The 22,926-nt window shown below is 62.6% G+C and carries 20 protein-coding genes and 1 tRNA gene; 11 read left to right on the forward strand and 10 right to left on the reverse strand.

All coding sequences use genetic code 11. The features are described from left to right. Positions 1-156: 156 nt before the first annotated feature. Positions 157-1,050: a MobA/MobL family protein gene (locus CR156_RS14930; protein ID WP_100553402.1), complete on the reverse strand. Its 894-nt coding sequence runs from the start codon at positions 1,048-1,050 to the stop codon at positions 157-159. A 532-nt stretch (positions 1,051-1,582) separates the two neighbouring features. Here CR156_RS14930 and CR156_RS14935 point away from each other — a divergent pair. The 3 genes from CR156_RS14935 to CR156_RS14945 all read left to right on the forward strand — a co-directional run bounded on the left by CR156_RS14935 (position 1,583) and on the right by CR156_RS14945 (position 5,285). After that, entirely contained in the window at positions 1,583-2,059 is a 477-nt protein-coding gene (locus CR156_RS14935; RefSeq protein WP_100553403.1) for a hypothetical protein, read from the forward strand. Next, positions 2,059-3,090, forward strand: a complete 1,032-nt coding sequence (locus tag CR156_RS14940) for a serine/threonine-protein kinase (RefSeq protein ID WP_100553404.1) — start codon at positions 2,059-2,061, stop codon at positions 3,088-3,090. The genes CR156_RS14935 and CR156_RS14940 overlap by 1 nt, the downstream gene beginning before the upstream one ends. An 803-nt stretch (positions 3,091-3,893) precedes the next feature. Beyond that, a complete protein-coding gene (locus tag CR156_RS14945; protein ID WP_100553405.1) occupies positions 3,894-5,285 on the forward strand; it encodes a site-specific integrase in 1,392 nt (463 codons plus the stop codon). Positions 5,286-5,352: 67 nt separating this feature from the next. On the opposite strand, the gene CR156_RS14950 is transcribed toward CR156_RS14945, so the two are convergent. The 4 genes from CR156_RS14950 to CR156_RS14965 form a co-directional block, all read right to left on the reverse strand. After that, positions 5,353-5,715, reverse strand: coding sequence for a hypothetical protein (locus tag CR156_RS14950; protein WP_100554191.1), 363 nt, complete (start codon positions 5,713-5,715; stop codon positions 5,353-5,355). A 222-nt stretch (positions 5,716-5,937) separates the two neighbouring features. Continuing rightward, positions 5,938-7,590 (reverse strand): site-specific integrase, encoded by a 1,653-nt coding sequence (locus CR156_RS14955; protein WP_100553406.1) that lies wholly within the window; start codon positions 7,588-7,590, stop codon positions 5,938-5,940. A 103-nt stretch (positions 7,591-7,693) separates the two neighbouring features. Continuing rightward, a tRNA-Gly gene (locus CR156_RS14960) sits at positions 7,694-7,767 on the reverse strand. Positions 7,768-7,873: 106 nt separating this feature from the next. Beyond that, positions 7,874-9,718: an autotransporter outer membrane beta-barrel domain-containing protein gene (locus CR156_RS14965; RefSeq protein ID WP_100553407.1), complete on the reverse strand. Its 1,845-nt coding sequence runs from the start codon at positions 9,716-9,718 to the stop codon at positions 7,874-7,876. 206 nt (positions 9,719-9,924) lie between these two features. Here CR156_RS14965 and thiS point away from each other — a divergent pair, with 206 nt between their 5' ends. From thiS to CR156_RS14985, 4 genes are all read left to right on the forward strand, one after another. Next, entirely contained in the window at positions 9,925-10,125 is a 201-nt protein-coding gene (gene thiS, locus CR156_RS14970) for a sulfur carrier protein ThiS (protein WP_025874279.1), read from the forward strand. 115 nt (positions 10,126-10,240) lie between these two features. Continuing rightward, a complete protein-coding gene (locus tag CR156_RS14975) occupies positions 10,241-11,035 on the forward strand; it encodes a thiazole synthase (RefSeq protein ID WP_100553408.1) in 795 nt (264 codons plus the stop codon). Then, a complete protein-coding gene (gene trmB, locus CR156_RS14980) occupies positions 11,035-11,769 on the forward strand; it encodes a tRNA (guanosine(46)-N7)-methyltransferase TrmB (protein ID WP_089236613.1) in 735 nt (244 codons plus the stop codon). The genes CR156_RS14975 and trmB overlap by 1 nt, the downstream gene beginning before the upstream one ends. Positions 11,770-11,796: 27 nt before the next feature. Next, positions 11,797-13,644 (forward strand): SLC13 family permease, encoded by a 1,848-nt coding sequence (locus CR156_RS14985; protein ID WP_100553409.1) that lies wholly within the window; start codon positions 11,797-11,799, stop codon positions 13,642-13,644. Positions 13,645-13,971: 327 nt separating this feature from the next. Here the strand turns inward: CR156_RS14985 and CR156_RS14995 are convergent, their stop codons facing one another. Continuing rightward, entirely contained in the window at positions 13,972-14,307 is a 336-nt protein-coding gene (locus tag CR156_RS14995; RefSeq protein ID WP_049469607.1) for a Rieske (2Fe-2S) protein, read from the reverse strand. Positions 14,308-14,485: 178 nt separating this feature from the next. Here CR156_RS14995 and CR156_RS15000 point away from each other — a divergent pair, with 178 nt between their 5' ends. From CR156_RS15000 to CR156_RS15015, 4 genes are all read left to right on the forward strand, one after another. After that, on the forward strand, positions 14,486-14,767 hold the full coding sequence (locus CR156_RS15000) for a hypothetical protein (protein WP_089236615.1): 282 nt from the start codon (positions 14,486-14,488) through the stop codon (positions 14,765-14,767). Positions 14,768-14,837: 70 nt separating this feature from the next. Then, positions 14,838-15,554, forward strand: coding sequence for a fumarylacetoacetate hydrolase family protein (locus CR156_RS15005; RefSeq protein WP_100553410.1), 717 nt, complete (start codon positions 14,838-14,840; stop codon positions 15,552-15,554). A 56-nt stretch (positions 15,555-15,610) separates the two neighbouring features. Further along, positions 15,611-16,015 (forward strand): large-conductance mechanosensitive channel protein MscL, encoded by a 405-nt coding sequence (gene mscL / locus CR156_RS15010; RefSeq protein WP_100553411.1) that lies wholly within the window; start codon positions 15,611-15,613, stop codon positions 16,013-16,015. A 224-nt stretch (positions 16,016-16,239) separates the two neighbouring features. Further along, positions 16,240-17,661, forward strand: a complete 1,422-nt coding sequence (locus tag CR156_RS15015; protein ID WP_089236617.1) for a M28 family peptidase — start codon at positions 16,240-16,242, stop codon at positions 17,659-17,661. A gap of 77 nt (positions 17,662-17,738) precedes the next feature. Here CR156_RS15015 and CR156_RS15020 read toward each other — a convergent pair whose 3' ends face one another. The 4 genes from CR156_RS15020 to CR156_RS15035 all read right to left on the reverse strand — a co-directional run bounded on the left by CR156_RS15020 (position 17,739) and on the right by CR156_RS15035 (position 22,811). Then, positions 17,739-19,190 (reverse strand): alanine/glycine:cation symporter family protein, encoded by a 1,452-nt coding sequence (locus tag CR156_RS15020; protein WP_100553412.1) that lies wholly within the window; start codon positions 19,188-19,190, stop codon positions 17,739-17,741. A 13-nt stretch (positions 19,191-19,203) separates the two neighbouring features. Continuing rightward, complete coding sequence (locus CR156_RS15025) at positions 19,204-20,196, reverse strand: hypothetical protein (RefSeq protein ID WP_100553413.1); 993 nt, start codon at positions 20,194-20,196, stop codon at positions 19,204-19,206. Positions 20,197-20,467: 271 nt separating this feature from the next. Then, positions 20,468-21,301 (reverse strand): TrmH family RNA methyltransferase, encoded by an 834-nt coding sequence (locus CR156_RS15030; RefSeq protein WP_100553414.1) that lies wholly within the window; start codon positions 21,299-21,301, stop codon positions 20,468-20,470. Further along, a complete protein-coding gene (locus CR156_RS15035; protein WP_089236620.1) occupies positions 21,294-22,811 on the reverse strand; it encodes an alanine/glycine:cation symporter family protein in 1,518 nt (505 codons plus the stop codon). Before CR156_RS15035 ends, CR156_RS15030 begins: the two co-directional genes overlap by 8 nt. Between the last annotated feature and the right edge of the window lie 115 nt (positions 22,812-22,926).

Here is a 22,926-nt window from a genome sequence, read left to right on the forward strand (position 1 = left end):
CACAACTTGGATTCCTTGCCATCATGCACATCGCCAGTCACTCCGCACCTCCACTCGACGAACAAGAAGCGCAGCGTCGCCAGACCCATGTAGAAAGCTGGATTTCGCAGCAGAACGCCGCTGGATTCGGAGTGGACCAGCACATGGCAACCGCGCTCAATGCGTATCTCGACGGTCTTGTGTCCCTACCGGAGCTCTTGACCGAGCTTCGCCGTCCATACCTGCACTGATCTCTCTATCACGCAGAGAGCCTGCTAACGGAGACGGCGCAAGCTCGATGCCGCTCGCAACCGCGTTGATCGCTCCGACGCCTTTCTCTCGGCGCGCCTGCTCGGCTGTGTGCTCCTCAGGGATTGCCAGGAGGCTGCCTTCCTTACGGTAGCGCTCCAAAAGCTGCTCAAAGCTCGCCAGCCCTTTGACGAAGATCCCCTCATCTCGGCGCACGGCAATTCGTTGGCTCAGTTCACTGCGCTCTGCTCTGGTTTCCGCCTGGTTGCGGGCCAAGTGGGAATGGATGCGGTCGGAGATCATGGCGCGGATCCACTCAATCTCGCCTTTGCCATTGATACGCCCGTCCAGGACTCGCGTCTTGGCTGCCAGCCCAGAGGCCTCCATGCGCCTAGTCGTTGCCAACAGATGAGCGTAGAAGTAGCGAGGATCGTTCTTGGTTGGCCGGTGATGGCTCGCTTGTAGCGCAAAGCCATACCGCTTGATCAGCGCATGCGACACATCGAGAACGAGATCCCAGCGGCGTCTGTCGTCTAGCTCGTGCGGTAAGGCGATGGTGAAGTCGCGACATACGGTGCTGTTGCGACGACGCTCCGCCGCCTCCGCCGCCGCCCACAGACGCTGCGGGTCATTGGTCCATGCAGGTGATCCAGTGGGGGCCAAGCAGCAGGCCTGAATGATTCCAGCCCTGCCCCGGTAGTCATGCTTGACGTCGGATCTGGGATCAGTGAGCAGAAAACCGCCCCGGTAGGCGGCTGCTGCGAGAGCGGAATGACCCTTAGCTCGGCTGTAAGTTTTGATGCGTGTGTGTTCGATAGTCATAAGGCTTCCAGTGTCTTAGTCCATTGGTTATGGCTCAAGATTTAAGAAGCGCAATAGCTCGAAAACACCTTATTTATGGCGCTTTTGTTGCCTGTTATGGTTCACATACGGAACTACTGACTAGCGAAAATTGGGCTGTCGCCTTTGCACTAGACACATACTCACCCGCCGCAATGACAAACCATGTGCTACCGGAGAAGGGGTAACGATGCCAATAGACACCACTCCCTCAGAGATTCATCTTCGACAGGCTCTGACAGATCGACTGGCGGGTCTCGGATGCTCCGGTGCACCAATTCTAGAAGAAGACAAGCGCATGGAAAGAACATGATTCCTCAGCGAGCGCCGCGCCCCCCGTTAGCTTGAACGCATTTCCAAGTCAGTCGCATAAAGAGTTGCGTCCTTGACCATGCTGGCAGATGGCCTGCAACCGTAGATCCGCTGGCAATAAAGGATGCGAGTTAGATTCATGACACAGCCCCGCCGCACAATGTTACGATCTTCGACTCTCAGCCGAACAGGGATGTAAGCAATGTCAAGGCGATTTGCGAGTCTGATCGTTGTCGGGGATAAAATAACGCTCGTACAGGCCGATGTGCCAGATGATGAATCCAATGCCATAGTTATCACTCTTGACGACACCTGGAAATTGCAGAAAGATGGTCGACCGGATGCCTATGACGTGCTGTACAAACGCTGCACAAGTTACTTTTCTGGTCAGAAAATAGATCAGATTGTGATCAAGGCGAGTGCCGTATCCCAAGGATCCGCGACCATGGCACTACTGCGGAGCGCCGAGACTCGAGGGGTGGTCATCGCAGCCGCTGCGTCAACCAATAAGAATGTGGCAATACTTTCGAAAGCCGGTATCAGCAAGACCTATGGTGACCGTAAGGTTGACGAATATATTAGTGATGAGAATTTTTGGAAAACCCACACGCAGGGAGCTCCACTGCGGAAGGCAAGCCGGGAAGGCGCCGTATTGATCCTGGCGCAGAGGAGTATTTGATGGCCGGTGTCGTTCCTGCCCTTCAAATAGGCCAGAAGCTAGGGGCTGGACATTTCGGCGTTGTGTACTTAGGCAATGACAGTATCCACGGTGAAGTCGCGGTCAAGGTCCTCGAACGGAAGGCCGGACAAGATGACGCCGAGTGGGATTTGCATAAAGCAAGCTTTCTATCCGAGGCGCAGAACCTCTCGAAAGCTAAGCACCCAAATGTGGTCCAAGTATTCCATATAGAGGAGCTTCCAGGCGGTCAGAGCATTCGTTTCTGCATGGCCTATTGTCCTGGGGGTTCCCTGCAAGCCCTCTATGAGCAAGGGCCAATGAATCTGAAATCAGTCCGCAAGATTGCGACAGAGGTTGCGATAGGCCTTGGTGCGCTACACACCCGAGGATTGCTTCACCGCGATATCAAGCCTGGCAACATCTTGATTGATAGCCAAGGCACTGCACAAATTGGGGATTTCGGCCTAGTCACTGATCGGTTGATCGCAGGCTACGGATCCGTGGCCGGATACTCGGACCATATCGCTTATGAAGTGTGGGGAGGAGCACCAACGAGCGTCAAGACAGACTTTTGGGCCTTTGGCATGACTCTTTTCCGCCTCCTTCATGGCAAAGACTGGTATGAGCGGAGTCCTGCACCTAGAAGCGTCGTTGCTAACGGTGGCTTTGTTAATTCTCTGACTTGGCTTCCGCACATACCAAAAGCGTGGCGTTCCGCTATCAGACGCATGCTAAACGATGACCCAAAGGCACGCTATCAGAGCGACCAGCAGCTTCTCAATGCTCTTTCTAACTTGCCTATCCCAGCATGGACTGTGACCGTGTCCCCTGCGAAGGTAGTTTGGGAGATGCTTGATGGGACGAGGAAAAAGATCGTCGAGTGGACGACGCATTCAGCCCGCAGCCACAGCTGGTCGGCGTGGAGTGAGCCTGTCCGGGGGAGTGGCAGAAAGCGCACGCTGGGTGGATCGGGGGGCACGATTGGGAAAGTCGAAGTGCTTCGACAGTTGAACGGCTTCTTTGACCCTTAACTGTTCAGATCGGCTCTACTTCACCTTGCGGTGACTTTGACGAAGCGCCCAAGGCAGTAAGTATGGCCCCGACGCATCTTGAGGCGTGAGCGGCATGAGCCCAAATACAGCAGACGCAGCACCCCTTCTCGACGCGGAACACGATGGGCAATAGGCATCGGTAGCTACCACACCTTGGGGTGGTAGCCACGAACGACCGCAATAACGACACTTAGGCCGCGTCACAGTGAGAGACGCGGCACGGGGCAGGACTCGTTCGCCCTTCGTCTTACTTCTACTGGTGACTGTGCGCTCTCCCATTTGAACAACATAGCAACAATCATCGGCTGCGCAAGAGCTCATGGCCATGTGACGATCTGAGAACAGCCCGCATATGAACCCAGTTATGTCTCAAAAGATGAGACTGACCTGCGCCAGGCTCTCCTTGTGTGCACATATGCCGGTAGCGTCGGACTGAATTGCCTAACTGCCTTCTTAAGATAGATTACTTAAGGCAAGCACCCATCCATTTATGTTGCGTTCATTTTCTTGGTGTGAGAAATGTCTCACTTTCCGCCATTATTTTACTTTTAAACACTATAAGCACGTCTATGGATATTTGAGCAGGCTTAGGCCAGATGCCTTGCAATTGCTAAGTGATTAAGAATATTTATTATGAAACTAATTAAGCCTTTTGCCATCCAACAACACAAAAATAGGCAATGACTTAGGCAATCTTTCGGACGTAAATTCTGTCTCGATTTTGGATTGACGAAAAATCGTGCTGCCTTATCAAAGATCTACCTCCTCATACCGGATAGTAGATGCTCTCTCAAAACTCCCAATTGGCGCATTACATCGAAGATCCATTCGGCGATCTGTTTATCGAAGAAGTTAGCCACGGCAAATCAAGCTTTAGAAACATCCGGATTACCAGCCAGGCAGGCGCCGTTTACTTTCAGAACCTCGTCCAAGCGACGCTAGACGACCATGAGCGCAAAAGACGGCTTCGCAGATCAGGCACGCGCTATCCCGAGCCTTTGCCTCCGGCAACCCCGGCTCGGCTTCTTTCGAAAGAAACAGAAGATTTCCTCAACGACAAAAAACGGCAGAATCGCGAGCAGACAACCATTGATGCATATCGCCGAACGCTTGCGATCCTGCAACGCGTCACTGGCGATATCTCCGTTGCAGGCATCAATCACACGCATATTTACGAAATGTGGGATCTGCTTCGGTGGGCACCAGAGGACTTCATGTCCAACCCCGCCTATCAGAAGCTGGATGCTAAAGGGCTGATCGCGAAGGGGCAGGCACTTGGCAGAACTCAGCCCGCCAACGCAACGCTTGAATTGCACCGCCGTCTATTGACCGCCTTCTTCAATACGCTGCACGAGGCCGGAGCCATCCCACATTCGCCGATGACTTCCTTCAAAGCCCCTCGTAAAGATCTTGTCGTTGATCCAGAAGAGCCAGAGCGACTGCTCTCCCAGGAGGAAATCCAGAAGATCTTTGCACCTGAGACCTTTATCCCTTGGGCCAAGAAGTATCCGCACCGCTTGTGGTGTCCGCTGATCGCACTCTACACAGGAGCCCGCATCAATGAAATTGCCCAGCTCAAAGCTAGTGACATCGTCCAGGACCAAGGGGTTTGGTGCTTCTCGATCCAAAAGACAGTGGATGCAGATTTAGCGGGAAGCATCGGCAAACGCTCACGGCAGAAGCTCAAAGGCAAGAGTGCCATCCGCAAAGTGCCCATCCACAGCAGCCTGATTGAGGCAGGCTTCCTGGACTTCTTAGCCGACATCGAGGCCTGCGGACATCCTCGCCTCTTCCCCAATCTGTCAGCGGGCACCTGCCGGCAAACCGGAGAGCCCAATGGTCGTTACAGCCAGGGGTTCGTCAATCAGTTCGCCAAATACATGAAAGAGTTGGGCTTTGGCAAAGGCATCGGCTCCCATGCGTTCCGTCATACGCTCGCCACTGAACTGGATGCAAAGGGCGTGCGAGTCGAGCACATCGCGTTGATCACAGGCCATTCGCTCAACAAGAGAGCGCCCGTGCTCCAAGAGAACTACGTGCACAAGTCAGCGGCCAATGTGCGGAAGATCCAAGTTGAAGCGCTGGCGCAATATCAGCCGTCAGTGACATTACCGAGCTACGTGCGCGGACAGTTTAAAGAACGGTTAAGCAAAGAGGCAAAGATGTATCCGTAACCAACCCGCATCGAGTAATCATAATTTCAGCGAGTCGACAGAGACGGGCATCGCCAATATATTGAACTCATGCCTTTGCTGAGAAATGACTCCATTGATCTACATGTTGAAGAACGGCAGCATCGCCAGTGTCGTTCCAGATTGCAGACTTTAATCCCCAAAAGAAGCGGTGAACGGTTTCCCCGTTGGCGTTTTTAACCGTGGCCTGCTTGCCGATGCCTGTCCACAAGGATACCAAGTCTCCCTTCGACACCTCCTTATCCGGGAACCAGTAAACATGACGGAGTTTGTTGGAGACAGTGTTGTCCTTTATATAGGTTGTATCACTCAACTGATACTTGCCGATATCACAATCATCCAACACACGGAGCAGAACGTATTCTTTGCTCTCGTCCCCGTGACCATGAATTGAAACAATTTTGACCTTCATCATATGACTCCACGCTTTGAATAGGTTTGTCGATGAACATCACTCATGACCCCGCATTTAGCAAGTCATCCCTCCTCACTGAGTGCAGGCCTTATCTGCATGCTACTGTTGCCGGTGCTGAGTGAACTGTCTGAATGCATCCGCGAACTCCTCCATATACTGCCGTGTGCTTTCCTAGAGGACCACAAGCGTCAGGCCCGTTGACTCGGTGCTGGCGCGCCATTACGGGCTGGAACGTCTGGCAGCAACTGCCCTCGCCTCCCGCGCGGCGAGGACGGATGCCCGCTTCAACTGCGCGCCAAATTGCGAGGAGCAATAGGTCGGGAGCACAACGGAAGGCGTAAAGAGCGCCAGCGTGTCAACGCGCTCTTGGAGCGTCTCTGGCTCGCAAAACGCGGGAACCGGCAGACCATCCCTGTCCACATACACCCTGCGCAGCGTCGTCCCGGGCGGCTTGTAGTGCCCTGAGATGCGACCAATCACAGGCTCTCGCTGCTCAGGCTTCATCCCGGTTGCGGCCAGCGCCCGATCCAGGTGGGTGATGAGGTAGTGCCTAAATGCATGAAATCCCATGCCAGGATCAACAATGCCTTGGTCTTTCACATAGGCCGAGAACTGCCGACTGAGCTGCCTGCCCAGCCCAAGCCCTGTGGAGTTCGGCAGATTGGGGAAGAGCCGCTCGTGTCCAGCCGTTCGCACGTCTTCCACATAGGCCATAAAGCCCGCATCCAACAGCGGCTGGGCCAATGGCACAAAGCGGCGGCTGTTTTGGTTCTTAACTTTGTTGCCCTCGCCTTCCGTCGTGACGACAAAGCCCCAGATGCCTTCCACCGCCTGGATGTCGGCAACTCGAAGCTGCGCCACCTCAGTCACGCGGGCGCCACTATAGAGACCGATCATTGGACCGAACCAGCGGTGTGGCCACTTCGACGCCCAGGGCACAAACCCAGCGCCGAACACCGCTTTGAGCTCCGCATGCGAAAAAGGTCGACCCGTCGCCGCCTCGGTCTTCGCCGAAGGGCGAACTATAGCGGCCATCAGATCGCGATCCAGCACTCCGGCAGCATGCAGATGGCGAACGAACACGGCCATTCGATCCCAATGCTTGCTCAACGTCCATGCCTTAGGCGGCGGCTCCCCGTTCGCTTTGGAATGAGCGACCGTCTGCTTGACGCTCAATGTGCGGTATTCGGCGCGCTGCGTCGCGTTCTTCGGCCAGTGCTGCACGCCGTCCAATAGCGCCCTGACATGATCAACCGTCAGCCCAGCCGCTGGCAGATCCCCAACGAGTCCGAGCAGGATGCGAAGCGTCTGGCGGCTTTCGATGATGGTCTTCGGATCGCGCTTTGCACGACGCAGATCATCCAAATGCTGGTCAATCGCGTGAGATAGCGTTACTCCTCCCTTTGGGGGCGCTACGGTCTGAGTCACCTGGCCTTTGATGACCTCGTTGCGCCAGCCTGATCCCGCTGCTTGATCCGCTGGCTCCGTTTCATTTAACGATGAAGCAGACAACCCCAAGAGGCTGGCAAGCAGCGCCGCATCATGGGGCGTATCAACCTGGGCGCGCCCAATTCGCTCTCCGTTGGGAAGCGAAATGTTCTCCAAGGTGAGCTCACGCAGCTGCCCCAAGGCGACTTTACGCAGCAGTTCATCCAGTTCCTTCTTGTCCACGAGTCTTCCTGCACGCATCGCGCTGAACGTATCGGAGAGTGCCACGCTCATGCACGCCGCCGCCAGTCGTGCGCGATCACCGGAGGGCAAACCCAGCGCACGGACGATGAAGCGACAACCCAAGCGGGATCGAAGGTCAAGAGGAACAAGGAAGCGGGCGTAGAGCCCTGATGGGCGCGCAAGAAGAAGCGGCTTTGGCATGGAGCGATACCTCAAACGATACCTATGGGAAGGTCGTTTGAAGGCAGCGTTTTTGACTCAGCACCCTTTGCATTCATGCACTTAGCGGCATGAGCGGGTGGAGTGGAGCGGGTGAAGGGAATCGAACCCTCGTCAGTAGCTTGGGAAGCTACAGCTCTACCATTGAGCTACGCCCGCGTTGCCCGACAAGTCTATGCGGGGCACGTGTTCAAACGCAACGGGCAGGCCCTTGCAGCCTGCCCGTCGAGTAGACGGCAAGCCCGCAGGCCTGCCGTCATGTGCATCAGAAGCTGCCGCTGAAGCTGGCAAACAACGTCGCGTCCTGCGCACGCTTCTGCAGGGTGGTGGCGCTCAGGCCGATGTTGCTCTGCAGGCCGAACAGTTCCATGCGCGCGCCCAGGATGGCGGTCGCATAGTTCTTGTCGAAGTCCATGCCCGGCACGCGGTACATGCCCACGTCCGGCAGGCTCTGCACCCAGGCGCTGGCCTGCTTGGTGTCTTCGAACTCGTGGTCGTAGGTCACCTGCACGTACGGCTTGACGGTGCCGCCGTCGAAGCGGGCCTGCCAACCGATACGGCCCACGGTGGAATCGACATCCTGCTTGCCGTAACCCAGCGCGGTGGCGAGGGTGCCGGCATCGGCGCTTTCGGTGTAACCGTCGATCTTGACCTGCTGCCAGATCACCGAGGCGATCGGGCCGTGGCGGAAACCGCCCTCGGTGCCGAACTCGTAACCGGCGTTCAGGGCGGCGGTCAGGTTGCTGCCGTCCGGCGAGCCGCTGTGCTCACGGGTTGCCGGGCCGAGCTGGACCTTGCGGTTCACGTCATAGGAGAGCCAAGTGTAGCTGACCTGGCCATTGACCCAGATGCGGTCGCCGTACCAGCCAGCGAACAGACCGGCCGTGGTGTCCTTCTGGGTGAAGTCGCCACGGCTGTTGCCGAAGTCGGCATTCAGACGGCCAAAGCCGGCGAAGCCGCCGAAGACCATGCCGTCACGCGCCCAGTCGATACCGAACAGGCCGGCCGGGGCCAGACCGTCGTACAGATCGGCGTGGTCATAGCGCTGCATGTCGCCGCGCACGCCGCCCCACCACGACAGGCCGTCAGCCGGGCGACCCGCCTGGTGCAGGCTGACCTGGTCGGCACGCGAGCGGCCGATGGTCTGTGCCGAATGGCTCAGCACCTGCTGCAGGCGCGGACCTTCGAGGATCGACACCGCGTACTGGCCCAGCAGCGCATGGCCGGCGGTGGTCGGGTGCACGCCGTCGGCGAACAGATAGGCGGTGGCCGCATCCGGGCTGACGTAGCTGGTCGGGTTGCAGGTCAGGATGCTGGTGGTGGTGTCAGCAGGGTTGATCCTGCAACCGGTGTCGGTGACGTTGCGGAAGCCGTACATGGCCGGGTTGGCCGCCACTTCACGCAGCACGGTGAAGGTATCGAGCGGGATGAACTCGATGCCGGCCTGCTTCAGGCCGCCATACAGGGCCTTGTTGTAGCCAGCTGCCAGCGCGGTCGCCTGCGCGGCACCGGCCGGACCCAGCGAGCGGAACTGCGGGGCAATGCCGACGTCGGGCAGGTTGGGGACGAGCACGTACTCGGCACCGGCCTGCTTGAGGGCGCCCACCAGGGCCACCTGGTCGGTGACAGCCGCGCCGATGATGGCCTGCGCCTGGGCCGGCGCACGCGCTGCGGCGAACAGGTCGTTGGCACCGCCCCAGACCGTGTACAAGGCATTGGCGTCAGCCTTGCCGCCGTTGGCAGCCAGGTAGCGGGCCGTCTGGCTCTTCAACGATGGGATGGTGCCCAGGGCACTGGCCACGTCGACGCCGACACGGGCACCGCCGACAGCGTAGTTGTCGCCGTTCTGGCCGTTGCCGTTGGCAGCGCCATTGAGGCCGTAGTAGTTGGCGACCTGCTGCGCCCACACCCAGCCCGGGTTGGTGGTGAACTGGCCAGTGACCGGGCGCACGTCGGCCGGCAGCAGCGGACGGAAGTAGCCAGCGTCGGTCAGGCTGTCGCCGAAGAAGACCGCGTGGCTGTAGGGGGATTCGCCTGCCATGGCCGGCAGCGCGGCCAGCGCGATCGCGGCCGCCATGAGGGAGCGGATCGGGCGTTTGCTGAGCAGCATGTAAAAACTCCTGTGGGGATATCGTTGAGGATCCGACGCACGTACGCCGGCGCACGGTGAATGGTTTCACTGCGCCGCCAATTGCTCACGCTGCGCCGCCGCATGGATTGTCGCCCGAGCCAGGCCTGGTGGGCTTTGCCGGTGCGGGCGTAGCGCGCAACTTGCAACGGTTCCGATGCGAACCGGCGATCAGCGACAATGGCCGCATGAACATCCAGCTCAATGGCGAACCCCGCACCCTGCCCGCTTCGGCGACCCTCCTGGACCTGCTCGCGGCCGAGCAGCTGCTGCAACGCCGGGTGGCGGTGGAGGTCAACGGCGAGATCGTCAGCCGCAGCCGTCATGCCGAGCATGTACTGGCCGAGGGCGATGTGGTGGAGATCGTGCATGCGCTTGGCGGTGGTTGAAGCAAGGCCCGTGCCTTGCGCTCGCCGGGCATGGCCCGGCGCTACCAGCGAGAAATGACCCTCGCCCCCGCATCCGCGTGACCCCATCTTCAGGCGGATAAGCGATAATCGCGCCATGAACGCTCATGTCTCCCCCGATTCGCTGGTGATCGCCGGCAAGACCTACAGCTCGCGGCTGCTCACCGGCACCGGCAAGTTCAAGGATCTGGAAGAAACCCGCCTGGCCACCGAGGCCGCAGGCGCCCGGATCGTCACCGTGGCCATCCGCCGCACCAACATCGGCCAGAACCCGGGCGAACCGAATCTGCTCGACGTGCTGCCGCCGGACCGTTACACCATCCTGCCCAATACCGCCGGCTGCTACACCGCCGAGGATGCCGTGCGCACCTGCCGCCTGGCCCGTGAACTGCTGGACGGCCACAACCTGACCAAGCTGGAAGTGCTGGGCGACCAGAAGTCGCTGTACCCGGACGTGGTGCAGACCCTCAAGGCCGCCGAACAGCTGGTCAAGGACGGTTTCGAGGTGATGGTCTATACCTCCGACGACCCGATCCTGGCCAAGCGCCTGGAAGAGATCGGCTGCGCTGCGGTGATGCCGCTGGCCGCGCCGATCGGCTCGGGCCTGGGCATCCAGAACAAGTACAACCTGCTGCAGATCATCGAAGACGCCAAGGTGCCGATCATCGTCGACGCCGGCGTGGGCACCGCTTCGGACGCGGCGATCGCGATGGAGCTGGGCTGCGACGGCGTGCTGATGAACACCGCCATCGCCGGTGCGCGCCACCCGGTGCTGATGGCCAGCGCGATGCGCAAGGCCGTGGAAGCAGGCCGCGAGGCATACCTGGCCGGCCGCATTCCGCGCAAGCGCTACGCCAGTGCGTCCTCGCCGATCGATGGGTTGATCGGCTGATGACCAATCCATTCGACAGCGCCGGTTCGAAGGCGCCGCCCAAGCCGTTCACGGTCAACGAAGGCCGCCGTGAAGTGCGCAGCTTCGTGCTGCGCCAAGGTCGTTTCACCCCCGCCCAGCAGCGCGCGTTCGACGAGCGCTGGCCGCGTTTCGGCCTGGATTTCAGCGGTGAACCGCGTGATCTGGATGCCACCTTCGGCCGCGATGCACGCAAGGTGCTGGAAATCGGCTTCGGCAACGGTGCCGCGCTGCGCTTTGCCGCACAGCACGACCCCAGCCGCGACTACATCGGCCTGGAAGTGCACGCGCCCGGCGTCGGCCGCCTGCTGAACGCGCTGGCCGACGACAACGCCGACCACGTGCGCCTGTACCACCACGACGCGGTGGAAGTGCTGGAGAAGGAAATCGCCGATGGCGCGCTGGACGAAGTGCGCATCTATTTCCCCGACCCGTGGCACAAGAAGCGCCACAACAAGCGTCGCCTGATCCAGCCGGGCTTTGCCGAGCTGCTGGTGCGCAAGCTGCGCTCCGGTGGCCGTCTGCACTGCGCCACCGACTGGGAAGATTACGCCGAGCAGATGTGGGACGTGCTGGATGCCACCCCCGGCCTGGTCAACCGTGCCGGCCCGCGTGGCAGCGTGCCGCGCCCGGACTGGCGCCCGCAGACCCACTTCGAGACCCGCGGCCAGAAGCTCGGCCATGGTGTCTGGGACCTGTTGTACGACCGCACCTGATGAACGCCTGAGGACGCCGCGCCCCACATGGATACCGCGCTGACGCTGACCACTGACATGAAGCTCGTGCTCGGGCTGGTCGGCTTCACAATGGCGATGTTCCTGTTCGAGCGCATCCGCGCCGACGTGGTCGCGTTGGTGGTGCTGGTGGTGCTGGGCGTGACCGGCCTGATCGCGCCGGAGGAGATCTTCGGCGGTTTCTCCGGCAACGCGGTGATGAGCATCATCGCCACCACCATCCTCGGCGCCGGCCTGGACCGCACCGGCGCGTTGAACCGCCTTGCGGCCTGGCTGCTGCGGCGAGGCCACGGTGTGGAGCAGCGGCTGCTGATGATGACCACGGCCATCGCCGGCCTGAACTCGTCCTTCATGCAGAACCCATCGGTGATGGCGCTGTACCTGCCGGTCGCCTCGCGCCTGGCCGCGCGCACCGGGCTGACCATGCAGCGCCTGCTGCTGCCGATCTCGGCGGCGATCGTGATGGGCGGCGCGCTGACCATGGTCGGCAACTCGCCGCTGATCCTGCTGAACGATCTGCTGGCCTCGGCCAACAACAACCTGCCCTCCGGCCTGGCCACCATCGAGCCGCTGCGCATGTTCGCGCCGCTGCCGATCGGCATCGCCCTGCTGATCGCCTCGCTGCTGTATTTCCGCTATTACGGCGACCGCAAGCTGGTGGAAGAGGAAAGCCTGGTCAACGACGGCACCACGCCGGCCCGCACCGAGAGCTACTTCGCCAAGACCTACGGCATCGAAGGCGATGTGTTCGAACTGGTGGTCACCGCCGAGAGTCCGCTGGTCGGCATGACCCTGGGCGAAGCGGAGAACCTGCATGACGCGCCGCTGCTGCTGGCACTGAAGACCGGCAATGACACCCGCCTGGCGCCGCCGGCAGAAATGCGCATATGGGTGGGCAGCGTGCTGGGGGCGATGGGCCCGCGCGAGCAGATCCACGATTTCGCGCAGAACCAGTTCCTGCGCATGTCCTCGCGCCTGAAACACCTGGGTGACCTGTTCAATCCCAGCCGCGCCGGCATTTCCGAAGCGGTGGTGCCGCCGACGTCGAACGTGATCGGCAAGAGCGCGGCCGACCTGCGCCTGCGCAAGGAACGCGGCATCAGCCTGCTGGCGATCAACCGCGACAAGCAGGTGATCCGCGAGGATGTGCGCGATGTGCAGCTGCGCGCCGGCGACATGCTGGTCTTCCACAGCATCTGGACCGATCTGGCGCAGGCCGCCAAGAGCCGCGACTTCGTGGTGGTCACCGACTACCCGACCGGCGAGCAGCGCCCGCACAAGTTCAAGATCGCCATGGCGATCTTCGCCCTGACCATCCTGATCGCGCTGACCAGCAAGCTGCCGGTGGCGCTGACCCTGATGACCGGCGTGGCCGGGATGCTGTTGACCGGCGTGCTGCGCATGGACGAGGCCTATGCCTCGATCAACTGGAAGACGGTGTTCATGATGGCCGGGCTGATTCCGCTTGGCTGGGCGATGGATTCCAGCGGCGCCGCGGCGTGGGTGGCCGGCCATACCATCGACAAGCTGCCCACGGGTATTCCGATCTGGGTGCTGGAGCTGGCGCTGGCCCTGCTGACCACGGTGTTCTCGCTGGTGATCAGCCATGTCGGGGCGACCATCGTGATGGTGCCGATCGCGGTAAACCTGGCGCTGGCGGCAGGCGGTAATCCCACGGCCTTCGCGCTGATCGTGGCGCTGTCGGCGTCCAATAACCTGATGACGGCGTCGAACCCGGTGATTTCGATGATCACCGGCCCGGCCAACTACACCCCGCGCGAGATGTGGCGGGTTGGCGGCCCGCTGTCGCTGATCTATACGTGCGTGGTGGTGGTGATGATCAACCTGATGTTCTGAGGGTGGGGGTTTGTTGGCAGGGCTGCGCCCTGCACCCGCAGAGGCAACGGCAACGGCAACAGCCGGAGCAACAGCAAAAGCTGGCTATCCGTGGGATGGCGGGGTGGGCCCGGTGGCGGGGGACGCCGCAAGTACGTCCCTGTAGGCTTGGCCGTGGCATCCATGCCGCGGACACCCCCGCAACCGGACCCACCCCGCCTTCGACAAATCGCCGCAATCTGCAGTAGATCCACGCCATGCGTGGATGGATCTCTGGATACCTGTTGATCTATTGGGTGCGGACTGTTGGCTTGGTGGGTGCGGACCGTTGGTCCGCACACCGATGCATCAGGCCAGGTAGACCTGCCCGTCGCGGACGTCCACCGGCACGGCGCGCAGGCGGTCGCCCTTGCAGGGGCCGGCGATGCAGTCGCCGCTGTCCAGCGCGAACGAGGCGCCGTGGGCGGCGCAGACCAGGTGGCCTTCGCGGCTCTTCAGGAACTGGCCCGGTGCCCAGTCCAGGCGGCGGCCCGCGTGCGGGCAGATGTTCAGGAACGCGCGCACCTGCTCACCGTCGCGGTACAGCAGCAGCGACTCGGCATCGCCATCGACCACCGCTTCAACCTCGGCAAACGCACCATCGGCAATGGCATCAAGGGTGATCAGGGCGACAGCGGCAGTCATGGCGAAGGCTCGGACGGAATCGCGCATTGTCGCATGCCTGGTCATGTGACTAGCTGCGACATGAACACAAGTCATTGATCCGTAATAAGCCAAGGCTATATTTAACGAGTTTTTCACTCAATGACAGTGGCAGCTGCCGATACTCATGGCTCGCTGATTTCCAGCCTATCGAGCCACCATGTTCAATCGCGATTTCGCCTTCAACCAGTTCCGCACCCTGTTTGCCCCGCGCAAGCCGCGCCATCCGCTGGTGCGCGTTGCCGTGGGCCTGCTCGGCCTGGCGATCCTGGCCGCGATGGTGTTCATCGGCGTATTCGTCGGTGCGGCCATGATCCTGGTGGGCCTGGCGTGGAAGCTGCTGGCTTCGCGCAAGCCCGGCCCGAGCCGCCCGGCCGACCCGAACGTGGTCGAGGGCGAGTACCACGTGGTGCGCAAGTCGGCGCTGCCGGCCTCGCGCTGATCGACGCTGCCCGCTGACGGCGGGCCTTGCTGCGTTCTAGACTGCGGGCACTCCCTTCCTGGATGCCCGCATGTCCGATGTCTCCGATGTGATCCCTGCTGCAGCCACGCCGCGTGTACCGGTCGTTGGCGGCGGCAGTTTTCCCGTGCACCGCATTTACTGTGTCGGCCGCAACTTCGCCGACCATGCGCGTGAGATGGGTGCTGCCGTGCCTGCAGCCGACGATCGCGGCCGCCCGATGTTCTTCACCAAGCCGGCCGACGCCATCGTGGTCGGCCACGATGATGTGATCCCCTACCCGCCTGCCACCAGCAACCTGCACCACGAGGTGGAACTGGTGGTGGCGATCGGCCGTGACGCACCCGCCGGCGAGCTGGCCGTGGCCGATGCCGAGGCACTGGTGTATGGCTATGCCGTGGGCCTGGACCTGACCCGCCGCGATCTGCAGGCCGCCGCCAAGGAAAAGGGCCACCCGTGGGATTCGGCCAAGGGCTTCGATGCCTCCGCGCCGATCAGCGAGATCGTGCATGCCGGTGAAGTCGGTGACCTGGCTGCGCTCAACCTGTCGTTGGAGATCAACGGCGAAGTACGCCAGCAGTCCCTGCTCGATCAGATGATCTGGAACGTGCCGGAGATCCTGCACGAGCTGTCCAAGCTGTGGCAGCTGCGTGCCGGCGACCTGGTGTTCATGGGCACGCCGTCCGGCGTGGCCGCGCTGAAGCCCGGCGACCGTTTCAGCGCACGCCTTGAGAACGTGGCCGAGCGCCACGGCGTGATCGCCGGCTGACATCACCTGCGCTACCCTGCGCGCTGTCCCCCCTCGCCCTCAGGAGAAAAACAACAATGGGAATGCTCACCGAGTTCAAGGAATTCGCGATGCGCGGCAACGTCATCGACCTCGCCGTCGGCGTGGTCATCGGCGCGGCCTTCGGCAAGATCGTCACCGCGCTGGTGGAGAAGATCATCATGCCGCCGCTGGGCATGCTGATCGGCAAGGTCGATTTCTCGCAGCTTGCGTGGACGCTGTCGCCGGCCAGCATCGGTGCCGATGGCAAGGAAATCCCGGCGGTGGTGATCGGCTACGGTGATTTCATCAACACGCTGATCCAGTTCGTGATCGTGGCCTTCGCCATCTTCCTGGTGATCAAGGTGATCAACCGCCTGTCGCGCAAGAAGGAAGCGGCACCGGCAGCGCCGGCCGAGGAAGTTCTGCTGCTGCGCGAGATCCGCGACAACCTGAAGAAATAAGGTGGTAGCGCCGGGCCATGCCCGGCGGAACGCCATCTTGCCGCTGCGCTCGCCGGGCATGGCCCGGCGCTACCGCAGAGGCATGCGAAAGCCCCGCTCCGGCGGGGCTTTCGCTTTGCTGCATCTGGCGGAAAACAGCATCCGCAGCGGCCATGACCTCCCGCCCATGCGCGGCGCTGAACGACTGTTAAGCTCCAAGGCTTACACCCTTCCCGGAGCTGTCCATGCGTCGCCGCGTCCTTGCCATCGCATCCTCCCTCGCCCTGCTGGCCGCGCCGGCCTTCGCGGCGCCGCATGCCACCACCCTGCCGCCGGCCTCGCTGGCTACCGCCGCACAGCTGCGCGACCAGGCGCTGGCCGACGACACCGGCTGGAAGGTGGTCGAATCGCTGACCACCGAGATCGGCCCGCGCATCGCCGGCAGCGAGGCCGACGCGCGTGCCGTGGCCTGGGCCGAAGCCAAGTTCAAGGCACTGGGCTTTGACAAGGTGTGGAAGGAACCGGTGACCTTCCCGAAGTGGGAGCGCCGTAGTGAACACGCTGCGGTGACCGGCAGGAACCCGCAGCCGCTGCAGATCACTGCGCTGGGTGGCAGCCCGGGCGGTACGGTGGAAGCCGAGGTGGTGCGCTTCGCCGATCTGGCTGCGCTGCAGGCCGCACCGGCCGGTTCGCTGAAGGGCAAGATCGCCTTCGTCGATTACCAGATGCTGCCGTTCCGCGATGGCCGCGACTATGGCCGTGGCGGCGCGATCCGCAGCAAGGGCCCGTCCGAGGCCATCCGCAAGGGCGCGGTCGGCTTCCTGATGCGTTCGGCCGGTACTGATTCGCACCGTGTGCCGCACACCGGCATCACCCGCTTCGATGACGGCCTGACCCCGGTGCCGTCGGCGGCGCTGTCGGTACCCGACGCCGACCAGCTGGCCCGCCTGCTTGCGCGTGGCGCGACCACGGTGAAAGTGGCGCTGGACTGTGGCTGGGATGGCACCGCGACCTCGTACAACGTGATCGGTGAGATCACCGGCCGCACGCTGCCGAAGGAAGTAGTCGTCATCGGCGGACATCTGGATTCATGGGACCTGGGCACCGGCGCGGTCGATGACGGTGCGGGCGTGGGCATCACCATGGCCGCCGGTCATCTGATCGGCCAGCTCAAGCAGGCACCGAAGCGCACCATCCGCGTGATCGCCTTCGCCAACGAAGAACAGGGTCTGTATGGCGGCAAGGCCTACGCGGAGGCACACGCCAAGGACGTGGCCCTGCACCAGCTGGCCGCCGAGAGCGATTTCGGTGCTGGACGCATCTACGCCTTCAACACCGGTTCGCCGAACCCGGAAGGCTCGCGCGAGGCAACGAAGCAGATTGCCGAGGTGATGAAGCCGCTGGGCATCGAGTACCAGGCCGACAAGGGTGGCCCGGGCCCGGACGTCGGCCCGCTGGCGGCCAAGGGCGGTGCATGGGCGTGGCTGGCGCAGGATGGCTCGGACTACTTCCACCTGCACCACACCGCCGACGACACGCTCGACAAGATCGACCCGAAGGCGCTGGCGCAGAACGTGGCGGCCTACACCGTGTTTGCCTACCTGGCCGCCGAAGCCGATGGCAGTTTCGGCAGTGAAGCGAAGGCCACCACGCCGCCGAACGAGTGAAGCCGCATCCACGCATGACGTGGATCAACGCTTGACCAGGTAGCGCCGGGCCATCCCGGCGCTACCTGCCAGGACACTTACTCCGCCCACACGCTGGTATTGCGAACCCCCAGCAGCTTCGGGTTGAACAACGGATCACGCCCGTGGCGCCGGTGGTTTTCGTAATCGCGCAGTGCTGCCAGCGCGGGCCTCTGCAGCAGCAGGATGGCGATGATGTTCAGCCAGCTCATCATGCCTACGCCGATATCGCCCAGCGCCCACGCGACCGTCGCACTCTTCATCGCCGAGTAGCCCGTAGCAGCCAGGAACAGCAGCTGGAAGGCACCCATCACCCACTGTCGGGGACGATCGCGGCAGAGGTAGCTGACGTTGGTCTCGGCCATGTAGTACAGGGCGAGGATGGTGGTGAAGGCGAAAGGCAGGATCGCCAGCGCGACGAATGACTTGCCGAAGCCGGGCAAGGCCGACTCCACCGCGTGCTGCACGAAGCGCGGCCCCGCTTCCACGCCAGGAAGGTTGCCCAGCAGCAGTCGTGCCTCATCGGGCACACCGTTCACCGCCGGGTCGTAGACGTTGTAGAGCCCGGTGGAGAGAATCAGGAAGGCCGTCGCGCTGCACACGACCATGGTGTCGATGTACACCGAGAACGACTGCACCAGCCCCTGCTTCACCGGGTGTGACACTTCCGCTGCGGCGGCAGGATGCGCGCCGCTGCCCATGCCCGCTTCGTTGGACAGCACGCCACGACGCACCCCCCACTGGATCGCGGTGCCGATCATCGCGCCGAATGCGGCGTCAACACCGAACGCGCTGCGCAGCACCAGGGCGATGACCTCAGGCACTTTCTCGACATTGAGCACCATCACCACCGCAGTGACCAGCAGATAGGCCACGGCCATCACCGGCACCACCCATTCGGCGACGCGCGCGATGCGACGCACGCCGCCGAGCAGGATCGCCGCCAACACCACCAGCAGCACACCGGTGGTGACCATTACCGGAACATCCCACGCTTCGTTCACCGCACTGGTGATGGCGTTGGACTGCGTGCCCGCCAGCATCGCCCCCGCCAGCACCGTGACCAGCGCGAACAGCACGGCGTACCAGCGCTGGCCCAACCCCTTTTCGATGTAGTACGCCGGACCACCGCGATACTGCCCCTTGGCATCGCGATCCTTGTAGATCTGCGCCAGGGTGGACTCGATGAACGCGCTTGAGGCACCGAGGAAGGCGACTACCCACATCCAGAAGATCGCGCCGGGACCGCCGAAGGCAATGGCCATGGCGACACCGGCGATGTTGCCCACGCCCACCCGGCTGGACAGCGACAATGACAACGCCTGGAACGGCGAGACACCGGCATCGGAGCGTTCGTGGCGGAACATCAGGCGCAGCATGTCCGGCAGCGCGCGCAGCTGGATGAAGCGGGTACGCACGCTGAAGTACAGACCCGTCGCCAGGCACAGCACCACCAGGTACGGGCTCCAGACAACGGCAAGAACGGCATTGACGATCGTTTCGACATTCATCGCAGGGCCCCCATCAGAAGAACATGCCCAGGGCGACCTGGGGGCTGATGATGCGGCCGGTATTGCGACCGGCAACGGTGAATTCGACGCCGGCAATCACCCCCAGCGACGGACTGAAGTGGTACTCGATCGCCGGCGCGAAGGTCAGGTTGCGGCTGGCAGGACGGGCCTCATCGATGCGCTGGAGCGTACCGGCCGCGTCCGGTGCGAAGCCGGTCAGCCGCTGGCCGCTTTCACGGCTGGCGGCCATTTCCATGACACCCACCCAGCGTTCGTTGAAGCTGTACTCGGCGCCCACCGAAAGACCCAGCACCGAACCGCGCGCGATATGTCCCTGGAAGCCGTCATCGGTGCCATACACGCTGCCGCCGGAAATCGCAGTGCGTGAGGGCGATGGCCCGGCACTGAGCTGCGCGCGCCAGCGCAGCGGGCGATCGTTCGCCAGCCACAGCACCTGCTGCACCGCCAGCGCAGCCACGGTGCGCTGCGTGCCGTCACCCTGGGCGTCGAGCGGGTTGCCGGTGATCCGGTCGTGACTGCCGGTGCTGAAGCGCTGCACCAGTGCAACTGACACCGCCGGGGTGGTGCCATCGGCACTGGAAGGCTGCAGCAGGTACTGCAGGCGTGCGGTGGTGTCGCCGGCGCGGAAACCACTGCTGCGCGCGTTGCCTGATTCTGCACGCGAGGCACTGAGGTTGACCTGGGCGGTCACCCGATCGCTGAACCCGTAGGCGATGGGCACCACCATCGCCCACGCGCCACTGCGCTCGTCGCTGCGTTGACGGTCGCCGTTGTGGTCGAAGGACGAGGAACTGTCGACCCGCACCAGATAGGGTTCGACGTACCAGCGACCTGCCGGCATACCGGCAGGATTGGGGGTGATCAGCGGGCCGGTGAAGTTGACGCCGTCGAGCGTGCGCTCGTTGGCCTGCGCGGACACGGCGGCAAGCGCACTGAATGCCAGTACCAGGCAGACACGCACCGTACTGCGGGGAGGATGATGCATGGGGACCACTCCTGTACGACGTTGGATGGACTTCCACCCTGCGTCGCCGGGAACGGCACACCAATAAGGAAACTTTCAATTCGTCATGCATGCTTTGCGCATCGCACTGTCAGGAAATCCACCGGGCGTTGCCCGGCGCTACCGGTGAACCGTGCATGCCGTGCGTAGTGCAACGCAGGAGGCACCTTCCCGGCATGAGGAAATCCCGCACGACGTGGATCTGCTCCGATCCGCGGGCACCGGCGTTACCCGGCGCCCGCAAACCCACCCATCAGCGGCGCTGGCTGACCCACTGCGCCAGCAGCACGGCAGTGGCGGAAGCGACATTCAGGCTTTCAACCGCGCCACTGCCGGGAATCGACAGTTGCTGGTCACACTGGCTGGCCAGGCCGCGATCCATGCCTTCACTTTCCGCGCCCATCACGTAGACCAGGCGGGCCGGCAACGATGCGCGGAACACGTCATCGCCACCGTCGACCAGGGTCGCGGCAAGGCCGAAACCGGCCGCGCGCAGCTGCGCCATCGCTTCTGCGTCTTCAGGCAGCTGCACCAGCGGCACCGACTCTGCTCCGCCCTCGGCCACGCGTGCGGCCGCGCCGGACAGTGCCAGCGTGCTGCTGGCAGGCAGCAGCAGCGCCTTGGCACCGAAGTGCGCGGCAGAGCGCAGGATCGCACCGAAGTTGTGCGGATTGCCGACGCCATCCAGCCACAGTGCCAGCGCCGGGCCTTCGCCCAGTTCGGCCAGCCACTGCGCCAGCGGCACCACCGGTGCGCGCAGCACGTCGGCCACCAGGCCTTCGTGATGGGTGGTGGCGGCCAGCTTGTTGAGGTCGCCCTCTTCCACCACGCGGTAGCCCACGCGGTTGGCCACGCACCACTTCAGCACCGGCTGCATGCGCGGAATCAGCGACTCCACCAGGTACAGCTTGCGCAGCGCCTGCGGACGCTTGGCGAACAGGGCCTGCACCGCGTTCCAGCCATACAGGCGCAGTTCGTCGTTGCCACGCCCCGGTGGCGGCGGGGTGCCGCCCTCACGCGGTGGCAGCGGGGTGGCCCGCGGCGGTCGCGACGACGGGCGGCGGGCATTCTTCCAGGGATCATTCACTACGGGACAACTCCAGCTTGCGTTGACGCCAGAAATCGGCGTTCTTGATGCCCAGGGCATCGGGGTCGAAGATCGGATCCAGGCCGAGCTTCTTCTGTCGTTCGTAATCGCGCAGCGCCAGCATGGCCGGCTTCTGCACGATGAGGATGGCGATGATGTTCAGCCAGGCCATCAGGCCTACGCCGATGTCGCCCAGCGCCCAGGCCAGGGTGGCGTTGTGGAAGGCACCGAACACCACCATGCCGATGATGCCCAGGCGCAGCAGCAGCACGGTGAACGGCCGCTTCCTGTTGTGGTTGACGTAGGTCAGGTTGGTTTCGGCCATGTAGTAATAGGCCATGATCGTGGTGAAGGCGAAGAAGAAGATCGCCACCGACACGAACGCCGAACCCCAGCCCGGCAGCACCGCTTCCACACCCGCCTGCGCGTAGCCCGCACCTTCTGGAATGCCGGCCAGGCCCTGGAAGATCGGCTCAGCACCCGCGACCGGCGAATACACGTTGTAGGTGCCGCTGGCCAGGATCAGGAAGGCGGTGGCGGTGCACACCATCATGGTGTCGAAGTAGATGGCGAAGGCCTGCACGTAACCCTGCTTGGCCGGGTGCGAGACCTCGGAGGCCGCCGCAGCGTGCGGACCCGAACCCTGGCCGGCCTCGTTGGCGTAGATGCCGCGCTTGATGCCCCACTCCACCGCCAGGCCCATCATCGCGCCGAACGCGGCGTGGGTACCGAAGGCGCTCTTGAAGATGATGCCGAACATTTCCGGCACGCGGTCGTAGTTGATGATCATGATGACGATGGCCATCAGGATGAAGCCGGCCGCCATGAACGGCACCACCACTTCGGCGAAGTTGGCGATGCGCTTGACGCCACCGAAGATCACCACGCCCAGCAGCAGGGCGACGACGATGCCGATGCCCAGCTTCAGCGCCTGCACCGATTCCATGCCGAAGGACTGGCCATCGAGCGGACCGCACAGCGCGGTGCCACGGCATGCATTGATGATGCTGTCGGCGATCGCGTTGGCCTGCACGCCGGGCATCAGGAAGCCGGCAGCGATGATCGTGGCGATGGCGAAGGCCATGGCATACCACTTCAGGCCCATCGCCTTTTCGATGTAGTAGGCCGGGCCACCGCGGTAGCGGCCTTCGGCATCCTTGGTCTTGTAGATCTGCGCCAGGGTGCATTCCACGTACGAAGTGGATGCGCCGAGGAAGCCCATCACCCACATCCAGAAGATCGCGCCGGGGCCGCCGAAGGCGATGGCGGTGGCCACGCCGGCGATGTTGCCGATGCCCATGCGGCCGGCCATCGACATGGCCAGGGCCTGGAACGAGGACACGCCGGCGTCGGATTTCTCACCGGACACGGTGAGGCGGCACATCTCGACGAAACCACGGATCTGCATGAAGCGGGTGCGCAGGCTGAAGAACAGGCCGGCGGCCAGGCACATGAAGATCAGCGCCTTGCTCCAGATGATGCTGTTGATGAAATGTACGGTAGCTTCCACGCGCGCTCTCTCCAGTCGGCGGGTTGTGAGGACGTCCCGTCGGCTGGAAGGGACCGGTCGATTCTCCCTGATCGAAGGTCGCTGCGATAGCGCCGGATGCGGGGGCGTGTTCTCC

The organism is Stenotrophomonas lactitubi, assembly GCF_002803515.1.
GTDB classification, from domain to species: Bacteria; Pseudomonadota; Gammaproteobacteria; order Xanthomonadales; family Xanthomonadaceae; genus Stenotrophomonas; species Stenotrophomonas lactitubi.

Bases quoted from the DNA above. Each gene is read 5' to 3' on its own strand.
- CR156_RS14935 (WP_100553403.1), top strand. From the start codon at position 1,583: ATGTCAAGGCGATTTGCGAGTCTGATCGTTGTCGGGGATAAAATAACG.
- CR156_RS15025 (WP_100553413.1), bottom strand. From the start codon at position 20,196: ATGCATCATCCTCCCCGCAGTACGGTGCGTGTCTGCCTGGTACTGGCA.
- CR156_RS15005 (WP_100553410.1), top strand. From the start codon at position 14,838: ATGTCCGATGTCTCCGATGTGATCCCTGCTGCAGCCACGCCGCGTGTA.
- CR156_RS14945 (WP_100553405.1), top strand. From the start codon at position 3,894: ATGCTCTCTCAAAACTCCCAATTGGCGCATTACATCGAAGATCCATTC.
- CR156_RS14930 (WP_100553402.1), bottom strand. From the start codon at position 1,050: ATGACTATCGAACACACACGCATCAAAACTTACAGCCGAGCTAAGGGT.
- CR156_RS14940 (WP_100553404.1), top strand. From the start codon at position 2,059: ATGGCCGGTGTCGTTCCTGCCCTTCAAATAGGCCAGAAGCTAGGGGCT.
- CR156_RS14975 (WP_100553408.1), top strand. From the start codon at position 10,241: ATGAACGCTCATGTCTCCCCCGATTCGCTGGTGATCGCCGGCAAGACC.
- CR156_RS14955 (WP_100553406.1), bottom strand. From the start codon at position 7,590: ATGCCAAAGCCGCTTCTTCTTGCGCGCCCATCAGGGCTCTACGCCCGC.
- CR156_RS14965 (WP_100553407.1), bottom strand. From the start codon at position 9,718: ATGCTGCTCAGCAAACGCCCGATCCGCTCCCTCATGGCGGCCGCGATC.
- CR156_RS14985 (WP_100553409.1), top strand. From the start codon at position 11,797: ATGGATACCGCGCTGACGCTGACCACTGACATGAAGCTCGTGCTCGGG.
- CR156_RS15015 (WP_089236617.1), top strand. From the start codon at position 16,240: ATGCGTCGCCGCGTCCTTGCCATCGCATCCTCCCTCGCCCTGCTGGCC.
- trmB (WP_089236613.1), top strand. From the start codon at position 11,035: ATGACCAATCCATTCGACAGCGCCGGTTCGAAGGCGCCGCCCAAGCCG.
- mscL (WP_100553411.1), top strand. From the start codon at position 15,611: ATGGGAATGCTCACCGAGTTCAAGGAATTCGCGATGCGCGGCAACGTC.
- CR156_RS14950 (WP_100554191.1), bottom strand. From the start codon at position 5,715: ATGAAGGTCAAAATTGTTTCAATTCATGGTCACGGGGACGAGAGCAAA.
- CR156_RS15020 (WP_100553412.1), bottom strand. From the start codon at position 19,190: ATGAATGTCGAAACGATCGTCAATGCCGTTCTTGCCGTTGTCTGGAGC.
- thiS (WP_025874279.1), top strand. From the start codon at position 9,925: ATGAACATCCAGCTCAATGGCGAACCCCGCACCCTGCCCGCTTCGGCG.
- CR156_RS14995 (WP_049469607.1), bottom strand. From the start codon at position 14,307: ATGACTGCCGCTGTCGCCCTGATCACCCTTGATGCCATTGCCGATGGT.
- CR156_RS15000 (WP_089236615.1), top strand. From the start codon at position 14,486: ATGTTCAATCGCGATTTCGCCTTCAACCAGTTCCGCACCCTGTTTGCC.